Below are 21062 nucleotides of genomic sequence, written 5' to 3' on the forward strand. Positions count from 1 at the left end.
ATGCGTATCGCCAAGATTCCTACCTATATTACTCTCTTTGGCCTGCCCGTTCTAATTGGGGTGGCCTGCAAGCCCAGCCAGTCAACAAACCCTCAGGTTGCCGCTACGCCTGCCGTGCAGACTGGGCAGGGGGTGTATCAGTACCGCGAAGAAGACCCGACTCGGTCCGGTAGCCCGGTTAAACCATTTTTTTCTGACCGGCAGGGCGTGGTGGGGCGCAATGGCATGGTGGCCTCGGCACACCCGGAGGCTTCTGCCGTGGGACTGAATATTCTGAAAGCCGGTGGCAACGCCGTCGATGCGGCCGTGGCTACGCAGTTTGCGCTGGCCGTGGTCTACCCCGGCGCGGGCAACATTGGTGGCGGTGGCTACTTCGTGTATCGCGACAAAGCGGGTGAGGCACACACCCTCGATTACCGCGAAAAGGCACCCGCCACAGCCTCGGCCGATATGTACCTCGACTCGGCCAAGAACGTGCGCAAAGGCGGGCTGAGCATTAGCGGGCATCTGGCCAGTGGGGTGCCTGGTGCGGTCGATGGCATGGTGCAGGCGCACCAGAAATATGGCAAGCTGACCTGGGCGCAGGTAGTGCAACCCGCCATTGATCTGGCCGAAAAGGGTTTTTCGCTCACCGAACGCGACGCCACGGGCCTCAACCGGATCAAAACTGACCTTCAGACCTACAATCCGGGCAAAACGTACTTCATGCGGGCCGATAGCCGGGCGTGGCAAAAAGGCGATACGCTCGTGCAGGCTGACCTGGGCAAAACCCTCCGCCGCATCCAGACGCAGGGCCGGGCGGGCTTCTATGAAGGTGAAACGGCCAAACTGCTCGCCGCCGAAATGCAGCGCGGCAACCCCGCCACTGGCCCCGGCCTCATTACCGAAGCCGACCTGGCCGCCTACCATGCCGTGTGGCGCGACCCAGTCCGGGCGACCTATAAAAACTACACCATCCTGACCATGCCGCCTACTTCCAGCGGGGGAGTAGTGCTGGTGCAACTCATGCGCCTGGTAGAACCCTACCCCCTGCGCCGCTGGGGCTGGAACCGCGACAGCACCGTGCAGGTAATGGTAGAAGCCGAACGCCGCGTCTACGCTGACCGGGCCAAATTCCTCGGCGACCCCGACTTTGTGAAAGTGCCCACCACCCAACTCATGGACCCCGCCTACCTCCGCCAACGCTGGAATAGCTTCGACTTTGCCAAAGCCACGCCCAGTAGCGCCGTGAGTGGTGGGGCTATTCCGGGCTATGAAAGCCTGGAGACCACCCACTTTTCGGTAGTCGACAAGGAAGGCAATGCCGTGAGTATCACCACCACACTCAACGGTGGTTATGGCAGTCGTGTGGTGGTTGGTGGGGCCGGTTTTTTCATGAACAACGAAATGGATGACTTCAGCATTAAGCCCGGCACGCCCAACATGTATGGGCTGGTAGGCAACCAGGCCAATGCCATTGCCCCCGGCAAACGGATGCTGTCGAGCATGACGCCCACGATTTTGGAGCGCGACGGCAAGCTGTTTATGGTGGTGGGCACACCCGGCGGGTCAACCATTATGACGTCGGTTTTTCAGACTATCCTGAACGTGGTGGAGCACGGCATGACTATGCAGCAGGCCGTGAATGCGCTGAAATTCCACCATCAGTGGTTACCTGACAAGGTCATTTTCGAGAATGGTGCCTTTTCCGACGCTACGCAGCAGACCCTGAGCCAAAAAGGCTACAACCTGGAACGCCTCACCAACACCCTCGGCCGCATGGACTGCGTACTCGTCCGCCATGACGGCAGCTACGAAGGTGCTTCTGACCCACGGGCCGATAATACGGCAAGGGGATATTGAGTTCAAAGTATAAGGTCCAACGTTTAAACGTTGGACCTTATACTTTGAACTCAATATCCCCTTTTCATGGGACGCATTTGCGGGTTGGGCCACAGACCTTTGGTGCTCACTTAACTGGCTTGTTGCCACTATCTGCACCATGAAATTATCTTCTTTCTCCCAGTCGGTTGCCGGTTTGTTGCTGGTGTCGCTGCTTGTGTTTGCCTCGTCGTGTAAAAACTCATCTGCCGTTGATCCTACCAAAGGCTTTTCTGCGAAAATCCAGTCTATCATTTCGCAGTCAGACATTGATGCCCTACGGGCCAAAGGCATGGTCATCAACGAGGGGTCGCAGCCACCCAACATCGAAGGTATTTTTGCCTCGTCGCCGCACCGGCTGGTATCCCCCTATGGCCCCAAGGACACCTATGCCGTGGGCCACGATTTCTCGGACCTTATCATGCGGTTTTCAGGCCAAAACTCAACAGATCAGACGGCCTTGGTAGAAATCAAAAACGCCGGTTCAACGGGTAGTGGGCAGGGTGGTTTTCTAGCCGGTAATGGCCAGAAATTCACATTTTTCGCCGAAGTCGACCTGGTGTCGGGGGCGGCTACTGCCAAACAGATACGCATTTTCACGGGCGAAATCACCGCCACAGGTATCAAAGATTTCTACACCACACTGCTGGTTAAGAGCAAAGTAGACCCCAACGACGAACTCATTCCGGTGGGTAGTGCCCGAATCCTGAAAGATGGCGATGGCCTGGCCAGTAAGCGTAGCTCCTTCCGCCGCAGTGCAGAGGACCTGGCAACGGCCGAGGAAGGGAGGAAGTAGGGTTAAAGTTCAAGGTCTAAGGTTTAAGGTCTGGGCGACCCCGTCTAAAGTTGGCTGCGGTCCGACGTCTCGGCGCAGGAGTATGCTTACCGCACCGGCCAGCCAACTTTAGACGGGGTCGCCCAGACCTTAAACCTTAGACCTTGAACTTTAACCCCTATTTTTGAGGCAAAATTAAAGCAAGGATAGCAACTCAATGACGACGAACCGTACGTTCACCATGATTAAGCCCGACGCTGTGGCGGAAGGGCATACCGGTGCCATTACCAAGATGATTGAAGAAGCGGGTTTCCGCATCGTAGCCATCAAAAAAACCCTACTGACGCCCGAACGCGCTGGCGAATTCTACGCCGTTCACAGCGAACGTCCGTTCTACAATGATCTCCGCAACTACATGTCGTCGGGGGCCATTGTACCCATGATTCTGGAGAAAGAAAACGCTGTGGCCGATTTTCGTACGCTGATTGGCGCTACCAACCCCGCTCAGGCTGCCGACGGTACTATCCGCAAGCTGTTTGCCAAATCCATCGAAGCCAACGCCATCCACGGCTCGGACTCCGACGAAAACGCTCAGATTGAGGGGTCATTCTTCTTTGCAGGCACGGAGCAGTATTGAGGGAGTGATAAGTGATAAACGGTAAGTGGTGAGTTTGCTTACGCCAGCACTACTATGTTGGCGTAAGCAAACTCACCACTTACCGTTTACCACTCACCGTTAAATAGTACTTACACCCCTCCCGCAACGCACACTCATAGCACTTAGGGGCACGGGCGGTGCAGATGTAGCGACCGTGCAAAATGAGCCAATGGTGCGCCTTGGGCACGTATTGCTTTGGAATATGGGCCATCAGGGCCTTTTCAACAGCCAACGGCGTAGTGGCCGTGAGGGGGGCCAACCCCAGCCGGTGCGACACCCGGAATACGTGCGTATCGACGGCCATAGTGGGCTGATTGAAAATAATTGACAGAATGACGTGGGCCGTTTTACGCCCCACGCCCGGCAGCCGCTGCAACTCCTCTATAGTGCCCGGCACCTCACCCCCAAAATCGCTCATCAGAAGCCGCGCCATGCCCGCCAGGTGCTTTGCCTTGTTGTTGGGGTACGACACCGACCGGATGTACGTAAAAATCTCGTCGGGCGAGGCAGCGGCGAGGGATTCTGGTTCGGGAAAACGGGCAAAGAGCGCGGGCGTAAGCTGATTGATGCGCTTATCGGTACACTGCGCCGACAAGATCACCGCCACCAGCAACTCATACGGATTACCAAACTGTAACTCGGTGACGGGTTCGGGGAAATGGGTCGTGAAGTAGTCAATAAACCGACGAAAGCGTTCTTTTTTTAGCATTTGGGGTGGGCACTTGTCATTAAATTTTGACTGCTTACGAACTTATTTACTTACTGGTGTCGGTAATGCAAAAATAGCTATTTAATATGGCGTAGTAATTGGGGCTACGACCCTTTATAAACGCATATAGTTATGAAAGCGATACTGCTAGTTCTCTGTCTACTAGTTGTCTTGAGTTGTACTCAAAAAGAGCTTATCAAACCTAAAGTTATCGTCACGGTTTCTGATAAAACGTACACGCCGACGATTACTTATTTTGGCAACGAAAATTGCGATAATCTCTTCGTTAGAATTAGCAATGGCGGAAAAAATGATTTTCCTTACAGTTTAGAAATAAGCTTGTCGAAAAAAGGAGCTATCCGCTGGGTGAATTTACCCACGTTTGCCGGTTATTACCAATCGGCAACTTACAACCCGAAAGATTATATCACCATCAGTAATTTCGCATATGATGCGGCAATCAACCAGGTTTCCTTTGATTTCACATCCACGTTATTCAACGACAATGTCAGACGCCCAATTCAAGTGAGCGGCAGTTTCGACCACCTGCCGCTGAAGGCTACAAACTGTGATATCGACTATATCAGTGGTCTAAAAACCAGTGAGTTAGAGAAAGAAGGTAATGATTTTCAGACCACGTCCTGGTCGAGTAATCTGTACAATAAGCTCACCTACAGCTGGGAATTCTATTCTAATGATGGGTATCGAGTTGCCGTGCTAGCCAACACTGATTTAAGCAAACTGGCTCCTGGCGCCTACGCTGTAGAGGCCTTGACAAATCCAATCAAGCTCGATTTTCAACGATTTATTGCACAGCCAAACCGAATAGATGATCAAGTCTATGATGAAAACAATTGGCGGTCTTACAAGACAAAAGGCACGTTAACGATAGCCAACCACCTGACTACAAAATTGGGCAAAAAGCAAACGTTTGGCATCTTATCATTTACAGCGTATGACGAAACGGATAAGCCCATCTATACACTAAAAAATGGTCAGTTTAGTATGCCAAGTGCTCGGTAAATAACGCCCAAACGGAGGAAGCTATGACAACCACTTTCGTCAATAAATGGCCGGGAAGCGGGTGGGTTCGGCTTCGGACATGAGCGCGTAGACGACATCAAATACGTCGTCGGCGCTGGGTTTCGAGAAGTAGTCACCGTCTGAGCCATAGGGTGGGCGGTGGGCCTTGGCCGTCAGTGTGCGCGGGGTCGAGTCGAGGTGGGCATAACCGTTTTGCTCTTCCATCACCTGCTGCATCATGTAAGCCGTGGTGCCACCGGGGAAATCTTCGTCGGCAAAAACAACCCGGTTCGTTTTCCTGATAGAATCAACGATGCGGCCGGTGATGTCGAAGGGGAGCAGCGTCTGCACGTCAATCACTTCCACGCTGATGCCTGCTTCGGCCAGCAGGGCGGCCCCTTCCAGCACAATCCGGCACATCGACCCATAGGTGACCACCGTTACGTCGGTGCCTTCCAGCAGGGTTTCGGGGATGCCCAGCGGCAAGCAGAATTCGGCGAGGTTGTCGGGCAGGCGTTCTTTAAGGCGGTAGCCATTCAGGCACTCAACCAGCAGGGCCGGGTCGTCTGATTTCACAAGCGTGTTATAAAACCCGGCAGCCTGCACCATGTTGCGCGGCACCAGCACATGCATGCCTCGCAGGCTGTTGAGCATGGCGCCCATGGGCGACCCCGAATGCCAGATGCCCTCTAGCCGATGGCCGCGCGTACGCACTATGACGGGAGCCTTTTGCCCGCCTTTGGTGCGATAATGCAGCGTGGCCAGATCGTCGGTGAGGGTGGCGAGGGCGTAGAAAATGTAATCGAAATACTGGATCTCGACGATAGGCCGCAGGCCGCGCATGGCCAGTCCGATGCCTTGACCAATGATGGTGGTCTCCCGGATGCCGGTGTCGGTGATGCGCAGGTGACCATATTTCTCCTGCAAACCAGCAAAACCTTGGTTCACGTCGCCAATGTGGCCTACATCTTCGCCAATGGCCACTACCAACGGGTTTCGGCCAAAAAGACCGTCGAAATAACGCTGCATGACCAGATAACCATCCAGCACCGGGCTGTCGTCAGAATAAACGGCTTCTACGACCTCTGCCCGCATCGGCGACTCGTCGGACTGGCTGTAAAGGTGCGAACTGAATCGATCTTCGTTATCGGCGTTGGCGCGTTCGAGCCAGCTAATCAGGGCCTGGCGGTACTCCAGCGGTTCGGTGCGCAGTAGCCGAAGGGCCTTGCGCACGGCTGTAACGGCGTCGCGGCGCAGGGGTGACGTTTCTTTCTGTAGGTCGGTACGCAGCGACAACAGCACGTCGGCCTGGGTAGTGGTGAGGTTCCCGGCTGCTTGTTCAAGCAGGGTAATAGCCTCCTGATGATCGGGCTGAATCGATCCTATAAAGGCCTTCCAAGCTGTATTTCGGGCATCGCGAGCCACGTCTTTAGCCTGTTTCTCGATAGTCTCCAACTCAGCTTCCGAGGCATAATGGTTATCGAGAATCCAGTTACGAAATTGCAGATTACAGTCGTGGGCGCGCTCCCAGTCCAGCCGCTCGGTGGGTTTGTAGCGTTCGTGCGAACCTGAACTGGAGTGGCCCTGTGGCTGGGTCAGTTCCTGCACGTGCACCAGCACCGGTACATGTTCGGTGCGGCAAATATGGGCCGCTTTCTCGTAGACCTCTACCAGCCGGGCATAGTCCCAACCGTTGACAGTAAAAATAGCAAACCCTTTGTCTGACTGCCCATCGGTGCCGCCGTCGCGCTGAAAACCGGCCATCACTTTCGAAATACTGCCTTTGGTAGTCTGCAATTCCACGGGCACCGAAATACCGTAGCCATCGTCCCAAACCGACACCAGCAGGGGCACCTGAAGCACCCCGGCGGCATTCATGGTTTCCCAGAACATGCCTTGCGAAGTAGAGGCATCGCCGATAGTGGCAAACGTAACCTCATTACCCCCGTGCGAAAACTGCGTAATGTCCGCCAGGCCAGGGTTGTCGCGGTAGAGCTTAGAGGCATAGGCCAGCCCTACCGAGCGCGGCATTTGGCCGGCGGTGGGTGCAATGTCGCAAACGGAATTGTAACAATCGGTTTGGGTGCGCCAGTGGCCCTGCTCATCGAGCCAGCGGGTGGCAAAGTGACCGTTCATTGACCGGCCTGCCGTGTTAGGGTCGTGGGCCAAGTCGGTGTGGGCGTAGAGCTGGGCAAAGAATTCGGTCCAGCGCAGTTCGCCCAGGGCGGCCACAAAGGTCTGATCGCGGTAATAGCCCGACCGGAAGTCGCCTTTCTGAAACGCACGGGCGGCAGCCAATTGGGCTAGCTCTTTCCCGTCGCCGAAGATACCGAATTTGGCTCGTCCGCCCATTACATCTTTGCGGCCCAGCAAACTTACCTGGCGACTTTCACAAGCGAGCCGGTAGTCAGCCAGAACACGTTCGCGGCTTAGTAGGTCGGTTGAATCAATGGGTTGGTTAGCGATCACGACAATAAGACGGGTTAACGAGTCGTATGAATAAATAGTGTTGGCTGAAGCCTGCCGGGACTACTAAAACAACGGAGCGTAAAAAGTGGCAAAAAAGTTGCTGACCGGATTAAACCTTTGGCTCGTGTATGGCTTCTAAAGGCTGTACAGTGGGTGGCTTAATCGGCCGACCATAAAAGTACGGCAAAGCGGTTGAGCTATCAAGAAAACGAAATTTCGCAATTCTTTGTTGACACAGTGCCTTCCGAAGAGTCTTTGGCAAAGCGTTTGTGGTATCTTTGTTTTAGAGTCTGAACCAATCTGAAAACCAAACCAATATCTGTTTACGCAATGAAAACCGTATTATCACTTTTTGTAGCTTTTTTTGCCTTTGTCACGGTAAGCCTCGCACAAAACGGCGTAGCAGCCTTCTCTACGGAGACGCATGACTTCGGTAAGATCGAGCAGGGCAAGCCTGTAACGCATGAGTTTGCGTTCAAGAACACGGGCACTGAGCCTATCATTATCACCGACGCGTCGGCCTCATGTGGTTGCACCAAGCCGTCGTGGTCGAAAGAGCCTGTAGCACCGGGTCAGACAGGCAAAATTTCTGCCACGTTCAACGCCGCCGGTATGGGGCCGTTCACCAAAACCGTGACCGTAACCAGCAACGCCAAAACGTCGATGGTATACCTGACGCTGAAAGGCGAAGTGGTATCGAAAGAAGCCGCCGAAGCTGCCGCACAAGCAGGCGCTGCCGGGGCCAAGAAGAAAGGGACGAAGTAGTCATTCGCTACGCTGTTATTCGGTAGTCATTCAATAGTTATTCGTTGTAAAGTCAATGAATGACTACTGCATGACCATTGAATGATACCCACCCAATGACAGCGAAGCGAATGACCAATAGTTTTTAAAAATCCTTTACTGAAGGGTTAATTGATCAAGTAGTGCCCGAAAGGCACCCGGTAGTGTACCGGGTGCCTTTTTGCGCTATCAGGCCCCACAGCCGGTGCCATAGACCCGCAGCCACTCTTGTAGATTCGCTTTCAGAGGCTTGGTTTTCAGTTCATCTTTGCTCCGTACTCGTCTAACCGGAGTACCAACAAACACCATGTTTCTAGTCTTTTTAGGTATCGTAGCCCTGGTTGCCGGCTTCGCTATTAACACGCCTTCGCTGGCGTTTGCCCGGTTTTCGCGGCCTGTTAAAGTGGTTGGCGTTGTCCTGATCGGACTTGGGTTGTTATCGGCTTGCGTTCGGCAGATCGACGCGGGTAAAATAGGTATTGGATCACTGTTTGGCCAGGTGTCTGATCAGACCTATACCCCCGGCCTGAACTTTGTAAACCCACTCACCACCATCACCGAGTTCGACGTGCAGACCCAGAACTATACGATGTCGGCCGATACGGATGAGGGAGAGAAGAAAGGTGATGACGCCATTCGGGTACTCACCGCCGATGGCCTTGAAGTAGTAGTTGACCTTACGGTGCTCTACCGCGTTATACCTTCCGAAGCACCCCGCATATTCCGGCAATTAGGTACTGATTACAGCGACAAAATTGTGCGCCCCGTAACGCGTACCCGTATTCGTGACAATGCCGTTTATTACGACGCCGTGGCCCTTTTCTCGACCAAGCGTGACGAGTTTCAGAACCGGATTTATAAGAGCATCGAATCTGATTTCAAAGGCCGGGGGCTGTTGCTGGAGCAGTTGCTGATTCGGAAAATTAACCTGCCCAACTCGGTAAAATCGACTATTGAGTCGAAGATCAGTGCCGAGCAGGAGGCCCAGAAAATGCAGTTTGTGTTGCAGAAGGAACGCCAGGAGGCTGAGCGGAAGCGTGTGGAGGCCCAGGGCATTGCCGACTACCAACGCATTGTAGCTACCGGCCTCACCGACAAACAGTTGCAGTATGAGCAGATCAAAGCCCAGCGGGAGCTAGCGGCCTCGCCCAACACCAAAATTGTGGTCATGGGCGGCGGACGTGGGGGATCTCAACTACTACTGAATGCCAATTGAATTGAAGAAAGTTAGGTAGTACTAAAAACGCCCTCAACACATTATTGAGGGCGTTTTTCTTGTGGAGTATGTGGTACCAACTACCGTTTCTTTTTTTTCTTACTGCGGCCACTGCTGCTGCTGCGGATAGCATACTTCTTATCGAGTTGTGTCAGATCGGCGTTGAGTGCAGCTGCGGTGACCACCTCCCGCTCGCCAATGGGCGTAAGCACATCGAATGATTCGGGAATGACGCCCTGCTTGTTGAGCGCCACAATTTCCAGCACCCGTTTGATGGGTAGCGGATGCCAGGTACTCTCTGAGCTGTAGCCAAACCACATGATCTTGCGGAAGATGTCGGTCTTCTGCAAAAAAGCGCGTCCCTTTTGCGTTTCCAGCGGTTTTTCCACCGTCGGAATGTCGCGGAGGGCATCTACGTAGGTATCCAGTTCGTAGTTAAGGCAGCATTTCAATCGGCCACACTGCCCCGACAGTTTGGCCGGGTTGAGCGACAGATTTTGGTACCGCGCCGCCGATGTGGTAATGTTTTTGAAGTCAGTGAGCCAGGTAGAGCAGCACAACTCACGGCCACACGAGCCTACGCCTCCAATGCGCCCAGCCTCCTGCCGCAGGCTAATCTGCCGCATTTCCACGCGTACCTTAAACTCGCCCGCCAGCATCTTAATCAGCTCCCGAAAATCGACCCGATCTTCTGACGAATAGTAGAACGTAGCCTTCGTATTGTCGGACTGAAATTCTACGTCCGACAGCTTCATCTGCAACTTCAGTTCGCGCACAATTTCGCGGGCGCGGTAGAGGCTGGGCAAGTCGCGTAGGATAGCCTGCTCGTGTTTTTCCAGGTCGCGGGCCGAAGCCACGCGCTGAATCACTTTGGTGTCGTCGTTGACGGTGATGTGCTTGCGTTTCAACTGCAGCCGCACCAGGTCACCCTGCATCGAAACAGCCCCCAAGTGGTAACCAGCCGTCATTTCGCAGGCTACAAAGTCGCCAGTGGTGAGGTCCAGGTTATGCACGTTGCGGAAGTATTCTTTCCGTCCGCCTTTGAATTTCACTTCCACCACGGCAATACCGCTCGGTGTCATACTCAGACTGCCGGGCGTCATGTCGCTCAGCCAGTCGAATGAATTTAATTTATTGCAGCCTCCCGACGAGCAGCCCCCGCTTGAACAACCGGCCGTTTTGGTGGCCACTTCGGCCCCGCCATCGGTTGTTGTTTTCGCCTTAGAGCCACACCCGCCCACTGCGCAGGATTGACATCCCATGTTGATTTACGATTTACGATGTACGAATTACGATTTACAGTTACGCTCAAATACGCTTGCGCCGAGATGTCGGACTGCTGCATAAATCGTAATTCGTACATCGTAATTCGTAAATTCTTCAGTCTTGGTACCGGATCAGATCCAGCCCTATATCTTTTCGGAAATATTTTCCGTCAAACTGCACCATCCGGGCCGCTTCCTGCGACTTCCGAATGGCGTTTTCGAGCGAGTTTGCCATAGCCGTGATGGCTAGCACCCGCCCTCCGTTGGTCACTGTGGCACCGTTATTGTCCGCAGTGCCCGCGTGAAAAGCCGTTACCTCATCAAGCCCAGCCAACCGATCGAGGTCGGTGATGGGGTGGCCTTTGGTGTAAGCATCGGGATAGCCGTTTGCCACCAGCACCGTGGTCACCGCCGTTTGGGTTGCTACCTGCATCGTGACTTTGTCCAGTTCACCGTCGGCGGCGGCCACCAGCAACTCAATCAGATCGGTCTGGATGCGGGGCAACACTACTTCCGTTTCGGGATCACCCATACGGGCGTTGTACTCAATCACGACCGGCTCGCTTTTCACGTTCATCAAGCCAATAAAAATAAAGCCCTTATACCCAATTCCCTCCTGCTGAAGTCCTGCCAGCGTAGGTTTTACCACCCGTTCTTCCACCTTTTTCAGGAAGGCATCGGTAGCAAATACCACCGGCGAAACGGCCCCCATACCGCCCGTGTTGGGGCCGGTGTCGCCTTCGCCAATGCGCTTGTAATCTTTAGCTTCGGGCAAAATTTTGTAGTTCACGCCATCCGTCAGCACAAAGACCGACAGTTCGATGCCCCGCAAAAACTGCTCGATCACCACGCGGTGGCCCGCCTGCCCAAATCGCCCATCCAGCATGTCGGTCAGGGTGGTTTTTGCTTCGTCGATGGTGTCGGCAATAATCACGCCTTTGCCCGCCGCCAGGCCGTCGGCCTTGAGCACCACGGGCAGCGAATGTGTCTCCAGATACGTTAATCCCTCGGCTACGTTATCGGCAGTGAACGTTTGCGATGCCGCCGTTGGAATGCCGTGGGCGTTCATGAACCGCTTCGAAAAATCTTTGCTACCCTCCAGCTGCGCACCCGCCGCGTCAGGGCCAACTATGCGCAAATGGGCCAAATCGGGCTGCTGACGCAAAAAATCGACCACGCCTTTCACCAGCGGCTCTTCCGGCCCTACCAGCACCAGATCAATGTTGTGGGTACGAGTAGCGGTGGCGATGGCCGCAAAATCGGTGATGGCAATGGGCAGATTAGTGGCTACCTGAGCCGTGCCCGTGTTGCCGGGTGCCGCAAAGAGGTGATCGCACAACGGACTCTGGGCCAGCTTCCACGCAAACGCGTGTTCCCGCCCCCCAGCGCCAAGTATAAGTATGTTCATAGATAGTGGTGAGTGGTGAGTGCTAAGTGCTAAGTGGTGAACAGACTTAATCTTAAGCCCACTCACCGCTTACCACTTAGCACTCACCACTTAATTGGCTACTTCCGAGAGGAATTTGATGCGCATGAGGCGGAGTTCCTGCTCGGTGAAATCATCGCCGTGGAACTGGTCCATGGCAATGGCAATATTGTCGGATTCGGCCCGCATGAAATACTCGAAAATTTCGTCCTGCCGGTCTTCGTCAATGATCTGGTCGATGTAATAATCCAGGTTCAGGCGGGTTCCCGAATAGCAAATATGCTCTACCTCCTCCACTAAATCGACCAGTGTCATGCCTTTCGACTCGGCGATTTCGTCTAGATCTACTTTCCGGTCAATTTGCTGAATGATGAAAATCTTGATCTTCGACTTGTTCACCATCGACTTTACGACCACGTCTTTGGCCGTTTCGATCTCATTTTCCGCCACATACTTGGCAATAAGGTCGATGAAGGGCTTGCCGAATTTCTGGACTTTGCCCATGCCCACGCCGTTGATCTGGGCCATCTCCTCGCGTGTGACGGGGTAGGTGGTGGCCATCTCTTCCATAGACGGATCCTGGAAGATAACGTAGGGCGGCAGGTTTTTCTCTTTGGCTACTTTCTTGCGCAGGGCTTTCAGCAAACCAAGTAGTTCTTCGTCGTATGCATCACCGCCACCACTATTGTTGGCAGCTTCGGCGGCATCGTCGTTGGCGTCGGTGATCTGCTGTTCGTAGTCGTGGTCCTGCGAGAGCATTACCGGATACGGATCTTCGATGTAGTTGAGGCCCTTCTGCGTCAGCTTCAGTACACCATAGTTCTCGACGTCTTTTTCCAGGAAGCCGTAGATCGTGATCTGCTTGATGATCGAGCACCAGACGTTGCAATCGTCGCTGAACGATTTACCCTGCCCATAGGTCGGCAGTTTATTGTGCTCGTAGCTGGTAACGTACTGATTGTCAGTGGCAGTAAGCACGTCGGCGAGGTGGCTGACGTCAAACCGCTGATCGGTTTGGAGCACCGTTTGCAGGGCTAGAATGATCTCGTGCTGCGCCTTGAACTTGGGCGTTGGCTTAAGGCAGTTGTCGCAAAAACCGCAGTCTTTATCTACGTATTCGCCAAAATAGCCTAGCAGTTGCCGCCGCCGACATACGCCGAGGTTGGCATAGGAGACCATTTCCGAGAGCAGGTGCTTGGCGTTGTCGCGCTCAGTAACGGGCTTGTCTTTGTTGAATTTCTCCAGCTTCAGAATATCGTCGTAGCTGTAGAACATGATGCAGTTACCCTCCAGCCCGTCGCGCCCGGCGCGGCCCGTTTCCTGGTAGTAGCCTTCCAGCGATTTAGGGGCGTCGTAATGGATCACAAACCGCACGTCGGGCTTGTCGATCCCCATACCAAAGGCAATCGTGGCACAGACCACGTCGACGTCTTCGTTCAAGAAGGCGTCCTGGTTATTCATCCGCGTTTGGGGGTCCAGACCGGCGTGGTAGGGTAGGGCTTTTACGTCGTTAACGCGTAGTAATTCAGCAATATCCTCGGCGGTTTTGCGGCTTAAGCAATACACAATGCCTGACTTGCCCTTATGCTGTTTGATGTATTTGATCAGGCCTTTTTTGGCATCTACTTTGGGCTTGATCTCGTAGTACAGGTTTTTACGGTTGAACGACGTTTTGTATACGTCGGCATCCTCCATATTCAGGTTTTTCTGAATATCCTGCTGCACTTTGGGCGTAGCCGTGGCGGTGAGGGCAATAACGGGCAGGCCCATTCGCCCCGAATGGTGGCCAATGTTGTCGACAATGCCCCGGATTTTGCGGTATTCGGGCCGGAAATCGTGACCCCATTCCGAAATACAGTGGGCTTCGTCGATGGCCACAAAGGAAATCTTCGCCTTTTTCAGAAAGTCGAGGTTGTCTTCTTTCGTGAGCGATTCGGGGGCGATGTAGAGCAGTTTCAGCGTACCGTTGAGGGTGTCTTTTTTCACCTTCGTGATTTCGCCCTTCGAGAGTGTCGAGTTCAGAAACTGCGCATTTATACCAAACGCGTTGAGTTGGTCAACCTGATTTTTCATCAGGGCAATCAGGGGCGAAATCACAATGGCGGTCCCCTCCGAGGCAATAGCCGGAAGTTGGTAACACAGCGATTTGCCGGCCCCGGTGGGCATGATGACGAACGTATTCTTGCCCGTCAGGATGTTGTGAATGATAGCCTCCTGCTCACCCCGGAATTGGCTGAAGCCGAAAATTTCTTTCAACCGTTCTTTCAGGGTGAGTTGAACGGTCTGGTCAAGCTGCATCATGGTACGCTACTACGGAAGGTGGTTGGAGCTTAGGGTCTGTCGTATCTTTACAAAGGAAAATAGCTTTGTGTAAACCGACTTAGACGAAAGCCAGAGGAAGTAGGCTTTGTCGATGGTTTATCGGCACGCGCTTAGCGAATTTACAACCCATTGCTGGTACTAGGTAGTTAATTGACGTTGAATCTAACAAAAAATATGCAGGCATCTACCAAGTCGTCGCTGGCAGCCGTGGCCCGGCAGGTGCTGCTGGCCGAAGCCGACGCCATCCGCGATGCCGTGGCGGGGGTGGGCGAGGCCTTCGAGCAGTGCGCCGCCGCCATACTCGATTTGCCGGGCCGAGTGGTCATTACGGGTGTGGGCAAAAGCGCCCTGATTGGTCAGAAGATAGTGGCCACCCTTAACTCTACCGGCACCCCTGCCCTGTTTATGCACGCCGCCGACGCCATTCACGGCGATCTGGGCATGGTGCAGGCCGACGACATGGTGCTGGCTATTTCCAAAAGCGGTAACACGCCCGAAATAAAGGTGCTGGTACCCCTAATTCGCCGCACCGGAGCCAAGCTGATTGCCCTCGTGAGCGAAGCCGACTCGTACTTGGCCCGGCAGGCCGACTATGTATTGGTGGCCCATGCCCCGCACGAGGCCGACCCGCTCAACCTGGCCCCCACCACCAGCACCGCCGTGGCCCTGGCCATGGGCGACGCGCTGGCCATTGCGCTACTTACAGCGCGGGGCTTCACCCGGCAGGATTTTGCCCGGAATCATCCTGGTGGCAGCCTGGGTAAGAAGTTATATTTGAAAGTAGCTGATCTGTACCCCACTAACGGGTGCCCCTGCGTAAGCCCAGAAGCCTCTATCCACGACACCATGCTCACGATGTCGGCGGGGCGGCTGGGTGCGGCGGGGGTAATTGATGCCGACGGCAAGCTAGTGGGCGTAATCACGGATGGCGACGTGCGCCGGATGGTAAGTCAGCACGACGATTACCGCTACCTCTGCGCCCGCGACATCATGACGCCCCACCCTATCTGCGTCTCGCCCAACGACTATGCCGTGGCGGCATTGGAAGTTATGCAAACCCGCAACATCACGCAGGTGCTGGTGGCCGAAAATGGCAGCCTCGCTGGCTTTGTTCACCTGCACGATTTATTGCGGGAGGGGTTGGTGTAAATATAAGAGTCGATAGTCGGGAGTCGATAGTCGCTTCGCACTTGGCACTCAGAGCACCGCACGCAAAGCGACTATTGACTATCGACTCCCGACTATCGACTCTTATATTTACACCAAACAAACCACGTACACGTACCAATGAAAAAGACATTATTCCTGCTGAGCACGTTGCTCACTACTACCCTTGCCGTTGCCCAGACAGCAGCCCCCGCCGCCAATGAACCAACAGGTTTGGCCACAGCATTTATGAAAGCCATGGAAACCGAAGACGGTGCTGCTATTGCCGCCATCACCACCGACGATTTTGCCATTGTGAGCTTCGATGGCCAAGTGGCTGACCGCGACCTGCTGGGCCAAGGCTTAAGCGGTGGTTTTTTGGTGATCGAAACGGCACCCGCCAACAACCTGCGCAGCCGCACATATAATAGTGACCTGGCCATCGTTACTGGCGACTCGAAGTTTAAGGGAAGCCTGCAAGGTACCAATTTCAACACCAACGTGGTCTTCACCGCCACCTGTGTGAAAACAGGCAGCGGCTGGAAAATTGCCAGCGTCCAGTTTTCGGGAGGAACGCAGTAGAAGGATTTACGAATTACGAGCGGTCCGCCGGGAGCGCCTAGCCGCTGCGGTACGATTTACGATTTGTTGCTGACGCCAGCGGGCTAAAGCAGCATATGCTGGCGTCAGCAACAAATCGTAAATCGTACCGCAGCGGCTAGGCGCCCCCGGCGGACCGCTCGTAATTCGTAAATCCCTTCACTCTTTCCACCGCCACTCGTTCGCTATTTGCAGGGGGGTGCGGAGGCCTTGGGCGATGAGGTAAGTGCGGGTGGTGGCGTCGTCGAAGCGGCGGGTGGGAATCTGCTCGGCGTCGGCGATGGCGTAGAGGACCATGGCGCTGTAGCGAACCGTGTTGGTGAGCTGCTCTTTGTTCACCAGGTTCATGCGGTCGCAGTTGGCGTGGTAGCAGTCGAGAGTTTCGCGGGGGAGGCTACCGTTCATGCCAATAACGGGTACGCCTTCAATCATAAACGGCTGGTGATCAGAGTGTAGACCCGCCTGATTACTGAGCGTGTTGGCAAATGTGGGGCTGGTGAGGCGCATGACCTCACCGATTTCTTTCAACAGCGGCATCATGTCGTCGCGACCAAAGGCGTTGATACCCATTGGGTTATTGGTCATATCGAGGTTCATCATGTAGCGGATCTGATCCAGTTTTTTGGTCTTTTTGTAGGCCTCTACCATGGCCCGCGACCCCAGCAGGCCCTGCTCTTCACCCATAAACAGGACAAACTCAACCGTGCGGCGGGGCTTCAGCTTCAAGGCCTTGAACGTGCGGGCAATGTCCATCACTGAAAACGAACCGATGCCGTTGTCGATAGCGCCCGTGGCCAGGTCCCACGAGTCGAGGTGACCGCCGATAACCACTTTTTCGTCGGCCAGTTTTGAGCCGGGGAGCGTGGCCACCACGTTGCGGGCTTTGATTTTGCGGCTCGTGTTGGTCATGTCGATCACCGCGTGGAGCCGTTCTTTGGTTTCGTCGTTCAGCCACTGCCGCAAGGCCACACCACTTTCGTACGAAATACACACTGACGGCACCGGAATCAGCTTGCCCGTGACCGAGGCCGTACCCGTGAGCAGCACGTTGCCCGGCACGAGGTTAACCATAATTACGCCCGATGCGCCGTGTTGAATAGCCAGCGCCGTTTTTTCAGAGCGGTGCAGGTTGCGAGCACCCTTGGTGGGGGCCGCCAACCCAATATTGACCAGTACAATTTTACCCCGAATCTTGTCTTTCATAGCCGCAAAGTCGCCTTCAAGACCATTACCTACATCCACGATCTCGCCCTCTACGTGGGCCTGCACCGGTGAGTGCGCCAGGGCCACCACCTTCACATCGCGAAAATTATCGGACTTGTTGGGTACAATGCTGAGCGTGCACGTGTCTCTTGTCCATGCTTCTACCTCAAACGTTTCGTAGCGCACGTCTTTAAATCCGTAGCTCCGCAGCAGGTCGTAGGCGTAGGTTTCGGCGCGGGCACCGTTGGCGCTGCCCGTGAGGCGGTGCCCAATGCGGGTAGTAGCGTCGGCGAGGGTTTCGTAGGCCCGGCTGTGCTGACCCACTTCTTCGTTGATATTATTGAAAACCTTCTCCAGCGACGGGCGTAGACTAGGGTTGGGTAGAAAAGCTGCCGAACCAATAGCTACGGCGGTGATAATCAAGAGGGTAAAGCGTTGCCGCATAGAAAACTGGTTGAGTTATTGAGTAGGAAAGATACGGAAAAAACAGCTGCGTTTTTGCGGTTTTACCAAGCAAAAAGGGGCTTTTCCGGGCCTCAGATAAGGATGACTGTCCTACGAACAAAGGCGAAAGTGGGTTTGTTCTCCTTACAGAAGATGAGTGCGGATTAGCCCACTTTCCTGACCTTTGCATTCGATGAAGACATTCGACATTCCTAACTATTACCGCAGCACGATCATCTCGCCGTTAAAAGAGTATCGGCGGAAGCGCGATAAGCTGAAACGTGATTTCACGCCCACGGTGCTCGATTTTGGTCCGGTTAAATTTCTGATTGCGAGGCATTTTGGTTTTTGCTATGGTGTGGAGAATGCCATCGAGATTGCTTACAAAGCCATTGCCGAGAACCCTGGCAAGCGCATATTTTTGCTGAGCGAAATGATTCACAACCCCGACGTGAACACCGATTTGCTCAGCCGGGGGGTGCGCTTTTTGCACGACACGTCGGGCAGGCAGCTTATCCCATTCTCAGACCTGACCCCCGCCGACGTTATCATTATTCCTGCCTTTGGCACCACGCTCGAGATTCAGCGCGAACTAGCGGGCATCGGCTTGGACGTGGCTACGTATAATACAACCTGCCCGTTTGTTGAAAAAGTGTGGAACAAAGCCAACCAGATTGGGCAAAAGACCTACACCATTATTGTACACGGCAAACCCAGCCACGAGGAAACCCGTGCTACGTTTTCGCACAGCAAGGAGGCTGGCCCTACGGTGGTGGTGAAAAACATGGCGCAGGCTCAGCGGCTGGCTCTGTACATTACCGGCGAACGCACCGCCGATGAATTCTATACCGAATTTGCCGGGCAGTATTCCGAGGGTTTCGACCCGGCGCGTGATCTTCAGCGCATCGGCGTGGTGAACCAAACAACTATGTTAGCATCTGACACTCAGGGTATTGCCGATTTTCTGAAGCAGACCATGATTCGCCATTATAACCTGGTTGAAGGCACGCCAAGCGTGGAAGAGCGCTTTGCCAACACCCGCGACACGCTCTGCTACGCTACCAACGACAACCAGGATGCCACCTACGCCCTGCTCGACTACCCAGCAGACTTGGCCATTGTAGCGGGCGGCTATAACTCGTCGAACACGTCGCACATTGTGGAGCTTTGCGCTGAAAAACTGCCGACGTATTTCATTGAAACCGAGCAGAAAATCCTCTCCGACACCCTGATTCGCCATTTTGATATGGCTACCAAGCAGGAGATCGTGGCTGAAAACTACCTGCCCAACACCCGCCCCGCCACCATCCTGCTCACCTGCGGCGCCTCCTGCCCCGACGCGGTGGTTGAGGGCATCCTCACCAAAATCGTAGGCTACTTCCCCGACGCCAGAGCCGTTTCGGAGGTGATGGAGCCGTTTGTGGCTTAATTCATCCCACCCCGATATACTATCGTACTTCCCGTGCTTTCGTTGTGGAGGCGGTCTACAGAGGTAATCACGTAGGTGTACGCCTTCTTTGGGTCGGCGGTTTTGTCGACCAGGCGGGTGCCGGTGTCGGGGAGCCAGGTCGTGATGATCCGGCGGGGGTCGGTGGTGCGGGGCAGGCGGCTACCGTCGGTGCGGTACACCACATAGTAGCGCACCTTGTCCATCTCGGTTGGTTGGTCGGGTTCCTGCCAGAATAGCTCGATGCCGTCGGGGGCGGGGGCGGCTTTCAGGTCGCGGGGCTGGCCGGGGGGCGTGGCATCGAGCCAGGGCATGGTGGGCACCAGGGCCGGGTATTTGTAGAAGTCGGTGCGGAGCGAATCGCGGCTTTTGCCGAGGTTGTCGCGCAGGGATTTGGCGCTGAAAAATACGCTGCCCGTCACGTCGGCATACTGCCGGTTATGCCGCATCTGATCGGCCATTTGTGAGGGCTGCGCCCAGCCCGAGTCGGTGCGGGTGTTGCGGCCCAGGCGGTAGGTGCCCTGCCCGATGTAGAGGTGGCGGTTGCCCCGGTTTTTCACCCACCAGTCGACCAGCGTTTTGTAATTGGCCCGGTCGAAACGCGTGGAAAAATAAATCTGTGGCACCATGTAGTCTACCCAGTCTTCTTTGGCCCACTTCCGAATGTCGGCGTAGAGGTCGTAATACGCCTGTCCGCCGTAGGTGAGGGAGCCTTCGGGGTCGTTTTTCTGGTTTTTCCAAATACCAAACGGACTCACGCCAAACTTCACCCAGGGCTTCACGGCGTGAATAGAATCGCCGATTTGCCGGATCAGTTTGTCGATGTTCTGCCGCCGCCAGTCGTCTTTTTTCAGGCCGTCAACGTTGTAGGTCTGGTAGGTTGTTTCGTCGGCAAACCCCTGTCCCGATACGGCATAAGGGTAGAAATAATCGTCGAAGTGAATACCATCAACGTCATAATTCCGCACAATGTTGGCCACCGTGCCCGCCACGTAGGCCCGTACGTCGGGCAGGCCGAGGTTGAAGAGTTTTCGCCCGCCGTATTCCACCATCCAGTTGGGGCGCTGGTAGGAAATGTTGGTGGGGGCCACGCTGGCATTTTTGCTGAACGTGGCCCGGTCGAGGTTGAGCCAGGCGTGGAACTCCAGGTTGCGGGCGCGCGACTCACGAATCATGAATTCCAGCGGGTCATAAAACGGGTCGGGAGCTAGCCCCTGCTGTCCCGTGAGCCACTCCGACCAGGGTTCGGTGCTTTTGGCATAAAAGGCGTCGGCGGCGGCGCGAATCTGCACCACTACGGCGTTGAGGCCAGTTTGCTGGCTCATGTCGAGCAGTTCAGTGAACTCGCGCTGCTGGTCGGCAGCGGGCAAGCCCTTCTTGCTGGGCCAGTCAATATTGTCGACGGTGGCGATCCAAACGGCCCGGAATTCGCGCTTGGGCGACGTGGTCAGACCGCCATCTATGGGTGGTTCGAGCAGGAGGGTATCCGGCGAGGGACGGGGAGTGAGCTTAGCGGGTGTGGGAATGGCAGCTACGGTATTTCTAGCCGGGGTTGTAGAAACAGGCGTACTAACCACCACCCGCGACGAGTCCCCCTGCTGAGGGTTTCGGTGGCAGCGGGTTAACCCAACCGCGAGCAGCGACAAAGTGCCAAGAGTAACAATGAAACGCATAAAACCAGATAGGCAAGGCCGTGAATGACCTGCAAATATAGGA

General features: G+C 54.8%; 16 protein-coding genes. 9 read left to right on the plus strand and 7 right to left on the minus strand.

Features of this window, described 5'->3' with window-relative positions:
• The 3 genes from ggt (at position 1) to J2I48_RS08390 (ending at position 3272) form a co-directional block, all read left to right on the plus strand.
• On the plus strand, positions 1-1842 hold the full coding sequence (ggt, locus tag J2I48_RS08380) for a gamma-glutamyltransferase (protein WP_207334968.1): 1842 nt from the start codon (positions 1-3) through the stop codon (positions 1840-1842).
• 139 nt (positions 1843-1981) lie between these two features.
• A complete protein-coding gene (locus J2I48_RS08385) occupies positions 1982-2656 on the plus strand; it encodes a hypothetical protein (protein WP_207334969.1) in 675 nt (224 codons plus the stop codon).
• Between the two features lie 196 nt (positions 2657-2852).
• A complete protein-coding gene (locus J2I48_RS08390; protein WP_207334970.1) occupies positions 2853-3272 on the plus strand; it encodes a nucleoside-diphosphate kinase in 420 nt (139 codons plus the stop codon).
• 79 nt (positions 3273-3351) lie between these two features.
• Here J2I48_RS08390 and nth read toward each other — a convergent pair whose 3' ends face one another.
• Positions 3352-4002 carry an endonuclease III gene (gene nth, locus J2I48_RS08395; RefSeq protein ID WP_207334971.1) on the minus strand — a complete coding sequence of 217 codons (651 nt, stop codon included), beginning with the start codon at positions 4000-4002 and terminating at the stop codon, positions 3352-3354.
• Between the two features lie 132 nt (positions 4003-4134).
• Between nth and J2I48_RS08400 the strand changes: the two genes are divergently transcribed.
• Positions 4135-5025: a hypothetical protein gene (locus J2I48_RS08400; RefSeq protein ID WP_207334972.1), complete on the plus strand. Its 891-nt coding sequence runs from the start codon at positions 4135-4137 to the stop codon at positions 5023-5025.
• Between the two features lie 39 nt (positions 5026-5064).
• On the opposite strand, the gene J2I48_RS08405 is transcribed toward J2I48_RS08400, so the two are convergent.
• Positions 5065-7494 carry an alpha-ketoacid dehydrogenase subunit alpha/beta gene (locus J2I48_RS08405; RefSeq protein ID WP_207334973.1) on the minus strand — a complete coding sequence of 810 codons (2430 nt, stop codon included), beginning with the start codon at positions 7492-7494 and terminating at the stop codon, positions 5065-5067.
• Between the two features lie 330 nt (positions 7495-7824).
• Here J2I48_RS08405 and J2I48_RS08410 point away from each other — a divergent pair, with 330 nt between their 5' ends.
• A complete protein-coding gene (locus tag J2I48_RS08410; RefSeq protein WP_207334974.1) occupies positions 7825-8259 on the plus strand; it encodes a DUF1573 domain-containing protein in 435 nt (144 codons plus the stop codon).
• Between the two features lie 325 nt (positions 8260-8584).
• Positions 8585-9493: a prohibitin family protein gene (locus J2I48_RS08415; RefSeq protein WP_207334975.1), complete on the plus strand. Its 909-nt coding sequence runs from the start codon at positions 8585-8587 to the stop codon at positions 9491-9493.
• 80 nt (positions 9494-9573) lie between these two features.
• Here J2I48_RS08415 and J2I48_RS08420 read toward each other — a convergent pair whose 3' ends face one another.
• From J2I48_RS08420 to recQ, 3 genes are all read right to left on the minus strand, one after another.
• A complete protein-coding gene (locus tag J2I48_RS08420) occupies positions 9574-10755 on the minus strand; it encodes a PSP1 domain-containing protein (RefSeq protein ID WP_207334976.1) in 1182 nt (393 codons plus the stop codon).
• Positions 10756-10873: 118 nt separating this feature from the next.
• The gene (gene purD / locus J2I48_RS08425; protein WP_207334977.1) at positions 10874-12166 is read right to left on the minus strand and encodes a phosphoribosylamine--glycine ligase; all 1293 of its coding nucleotides are present in this window, start codon (positions 12164-12166) and stop codon (positions 10874-10876) included.
• Positions 12167-12256: 90 nt separating this feature from the next.
• Positions 12257-14485, minus strand: a complete 2229-nt coding sequence (gene recQ, locus J2I48_RS08430; RefSeq protein ID WP_207334978.1) for a DNA helicase RecQ — start codon at positions 14483-14485, stop codon at positions 12257-12259.
• Between the two features lie 195 nt (positions 14486-14680).
• Here recQ and J2I48_RS08435 point away from each other — a divergent pair, with 195 nt between their 5' ends.
• Together J2I48_RS08435 and J2I48_RS08440 are read left to right on the plus strand one after the other, a co-directional pair.
• Positions 14681-15655, plus strand: a complete 975-nt coding sequence (locus tag J2I48_RS08435) for a KpsF/GutQ family sugar-phosphate isomerase (RefSeq protein ID WP_207334979.1) — start codon at positions 14681-14683, stop codon at positions 15653-15655.
• A gap of 138 nt (positions 15656-15793) precedes the next feature.
• The gene (locus tag J2I48_RS08440; protein ID WP_207334980.1) at positions 15794-16234 is read left to right on the plus strand and encodes a nuclear transport factor 2 family protein; all 441 of its coding nucleotides are present in this window, start codon (positions 15794-15796) and stop codon (positions 16232-16234) included.
• Positions 16235-16411: 177 nt separating this feature from the next.
• On the opposite strand, the gene J2I48_RS08445 is transcribed toward J2I48_RS08440, so the two are convergent.
• Complete coding sequence (locus J2I48_RS08445) at positions 16412-17899, minus strand: M20/M25/M40 family metallo-hydrolase (RefSeq protein WP_207334981.1); 1488 nt, start codon at positions 17897-17899, stop codon at positions 16412-16414.
• 193 nt (positions 17900-18092) lie between these two features.
• Between J2I48_RS08445 and J2I48_RS08450 the strand changes: the two genes are divergently transcribed.
• The gene (locus J2I48_RS08450) at positions 18093-19328 is read left to right on the plus strand and encodes a 4-hydroxy-3-methylbut-2-enyl diphosphate reductase (protein ID WP_207334982.1); all 1236 of its coding nucleotides are present in this window, start codon (positions 18093-18095) and stop codon (positions 19326-19328) included.
• On the opposite strand, the gene J2I48_RS08455 is transcribed toward J2I48_RS08450, so the two are convergent.
• A complete protein-coding gene (locus tag J2I48_RS08455) occupies positions 19325-20992 on the minus strand; it encodes a glycoside hydrolase family 10-like protein (RefSeq protein WP_310587262.1) in 1668 nt (555 codons plus the stop codon). The genes J2I48_RS08450 and J2I48_RS08455 overlap by 4 nt on opposite strands.
• Positions 20993-21062: the final 70 nt, after the last annotated feature.

Origin of the sequence: Fibrella aquatilis (assembly GCF_017353255.1) — a bacterium.
GTDB classification, from domain to species: Bacteria; Bacteroidota; Bacteroidia; order Cytophagales; family Spirosomataceae; genus Fibrella; species Fibrella aquatilis.

Bases quoted from the DNA above. Each gene is read 5' to 3' on its own strand.
- ggt (WP_207334968.1), top strand. From the start codon at position 1: ATGCGTATCGCCAAGATTCCTACCTATATTACTCTCTTTGGCCTGCCC.
- J2I48_RS08385 (WP_207334969.1), top strand. From the start codon at position 1,982: ATGAAATTATCTTCTTTCTCCCAGTCGGTTGCCGGTTTGTTGCTGGTG.
- J2I48_RS08390 (WP_207334970.1), top strand. From the start codon at position 2,853: ATGACGACGAACCGTACGTTCACCATGATTAAGCCCGACGCTGTGGCG.
- nth (WP_207334971.1), bottom strand. From the start codon at position 4,002: ATGCTAAAAAAAGAACGCTTTCGTCGGTTTATTGACTACTTCACGACC.
- J2I48_RS08400 (WP_207334972.1), top strand. From the start codon at position 4,135: ATGAAAGCGATACTGCTAGTTCTCTGTCTACTAGTTGTCTTGAGTTGT.
- J2I48_RS08410 (WP_207334974.1), top strand. From the start codon at position 7,825: ATGAAAACCGTATTATCACTTTTTGTAGCTTTTTTTGCCTTTGTCACG.
- J2I48_RS08415 (WP_207334975.1), top strand. From the start codon at position 8,585: ATGTTTCTAGTCTTTTTAGGTATCGTAGCCCTGGTTGCCGGCTTCGCT.
- J2I48_RS08420 (WP_207334976.1), bottom strand. From the start codon at position 10,755: ATGGGATGTCAATCCTGCGCAGTGGGCGGGTGTGGCTCTAAGGCGAAA.
- purD (WP_207334977.1), bottom strand. From the start codon at position 12,166: ATGAACATACTTATACTTGGCGCTGGGGGGCGGGAACACGCGTTTGCG.
- recQ (WP_207334978.1), bottom strand. From the start codon at position 14,485: ATGATGCAGCTTGACCAGACCGTTCAACTCACCCTGAAAGAACGGTTG.
- J2I48_RS08435 (WP_207334979.1), top strand. From the start codon at position 14,681: ATGCAGGCATCTACCAAGTCGTCGCTGGCAGCCGTGGCCCGGCAGGTG.
- J2I48_RS08440 (WP_207334980.1), top strand. From the start codon at position 15,794: ATGAAAAAGACATTATTCCTGCTGAGCACGTTGCTCACTACTACCCTT.
- J2I48_RS08445 (WP_207334981.1), bottom strand. From the start codon at position 17,899: ATGCGGCAACGCTTTACCCTCTTGATTATCACCGCCGTAGCTATTGGT.
- J2I48_RS08450 (WP_207334982.1), top strand. From the start codon at position 18,093: ATGAAGACATTCGACATTCCTAACTATTACCGCAGCACGATCATCTCG.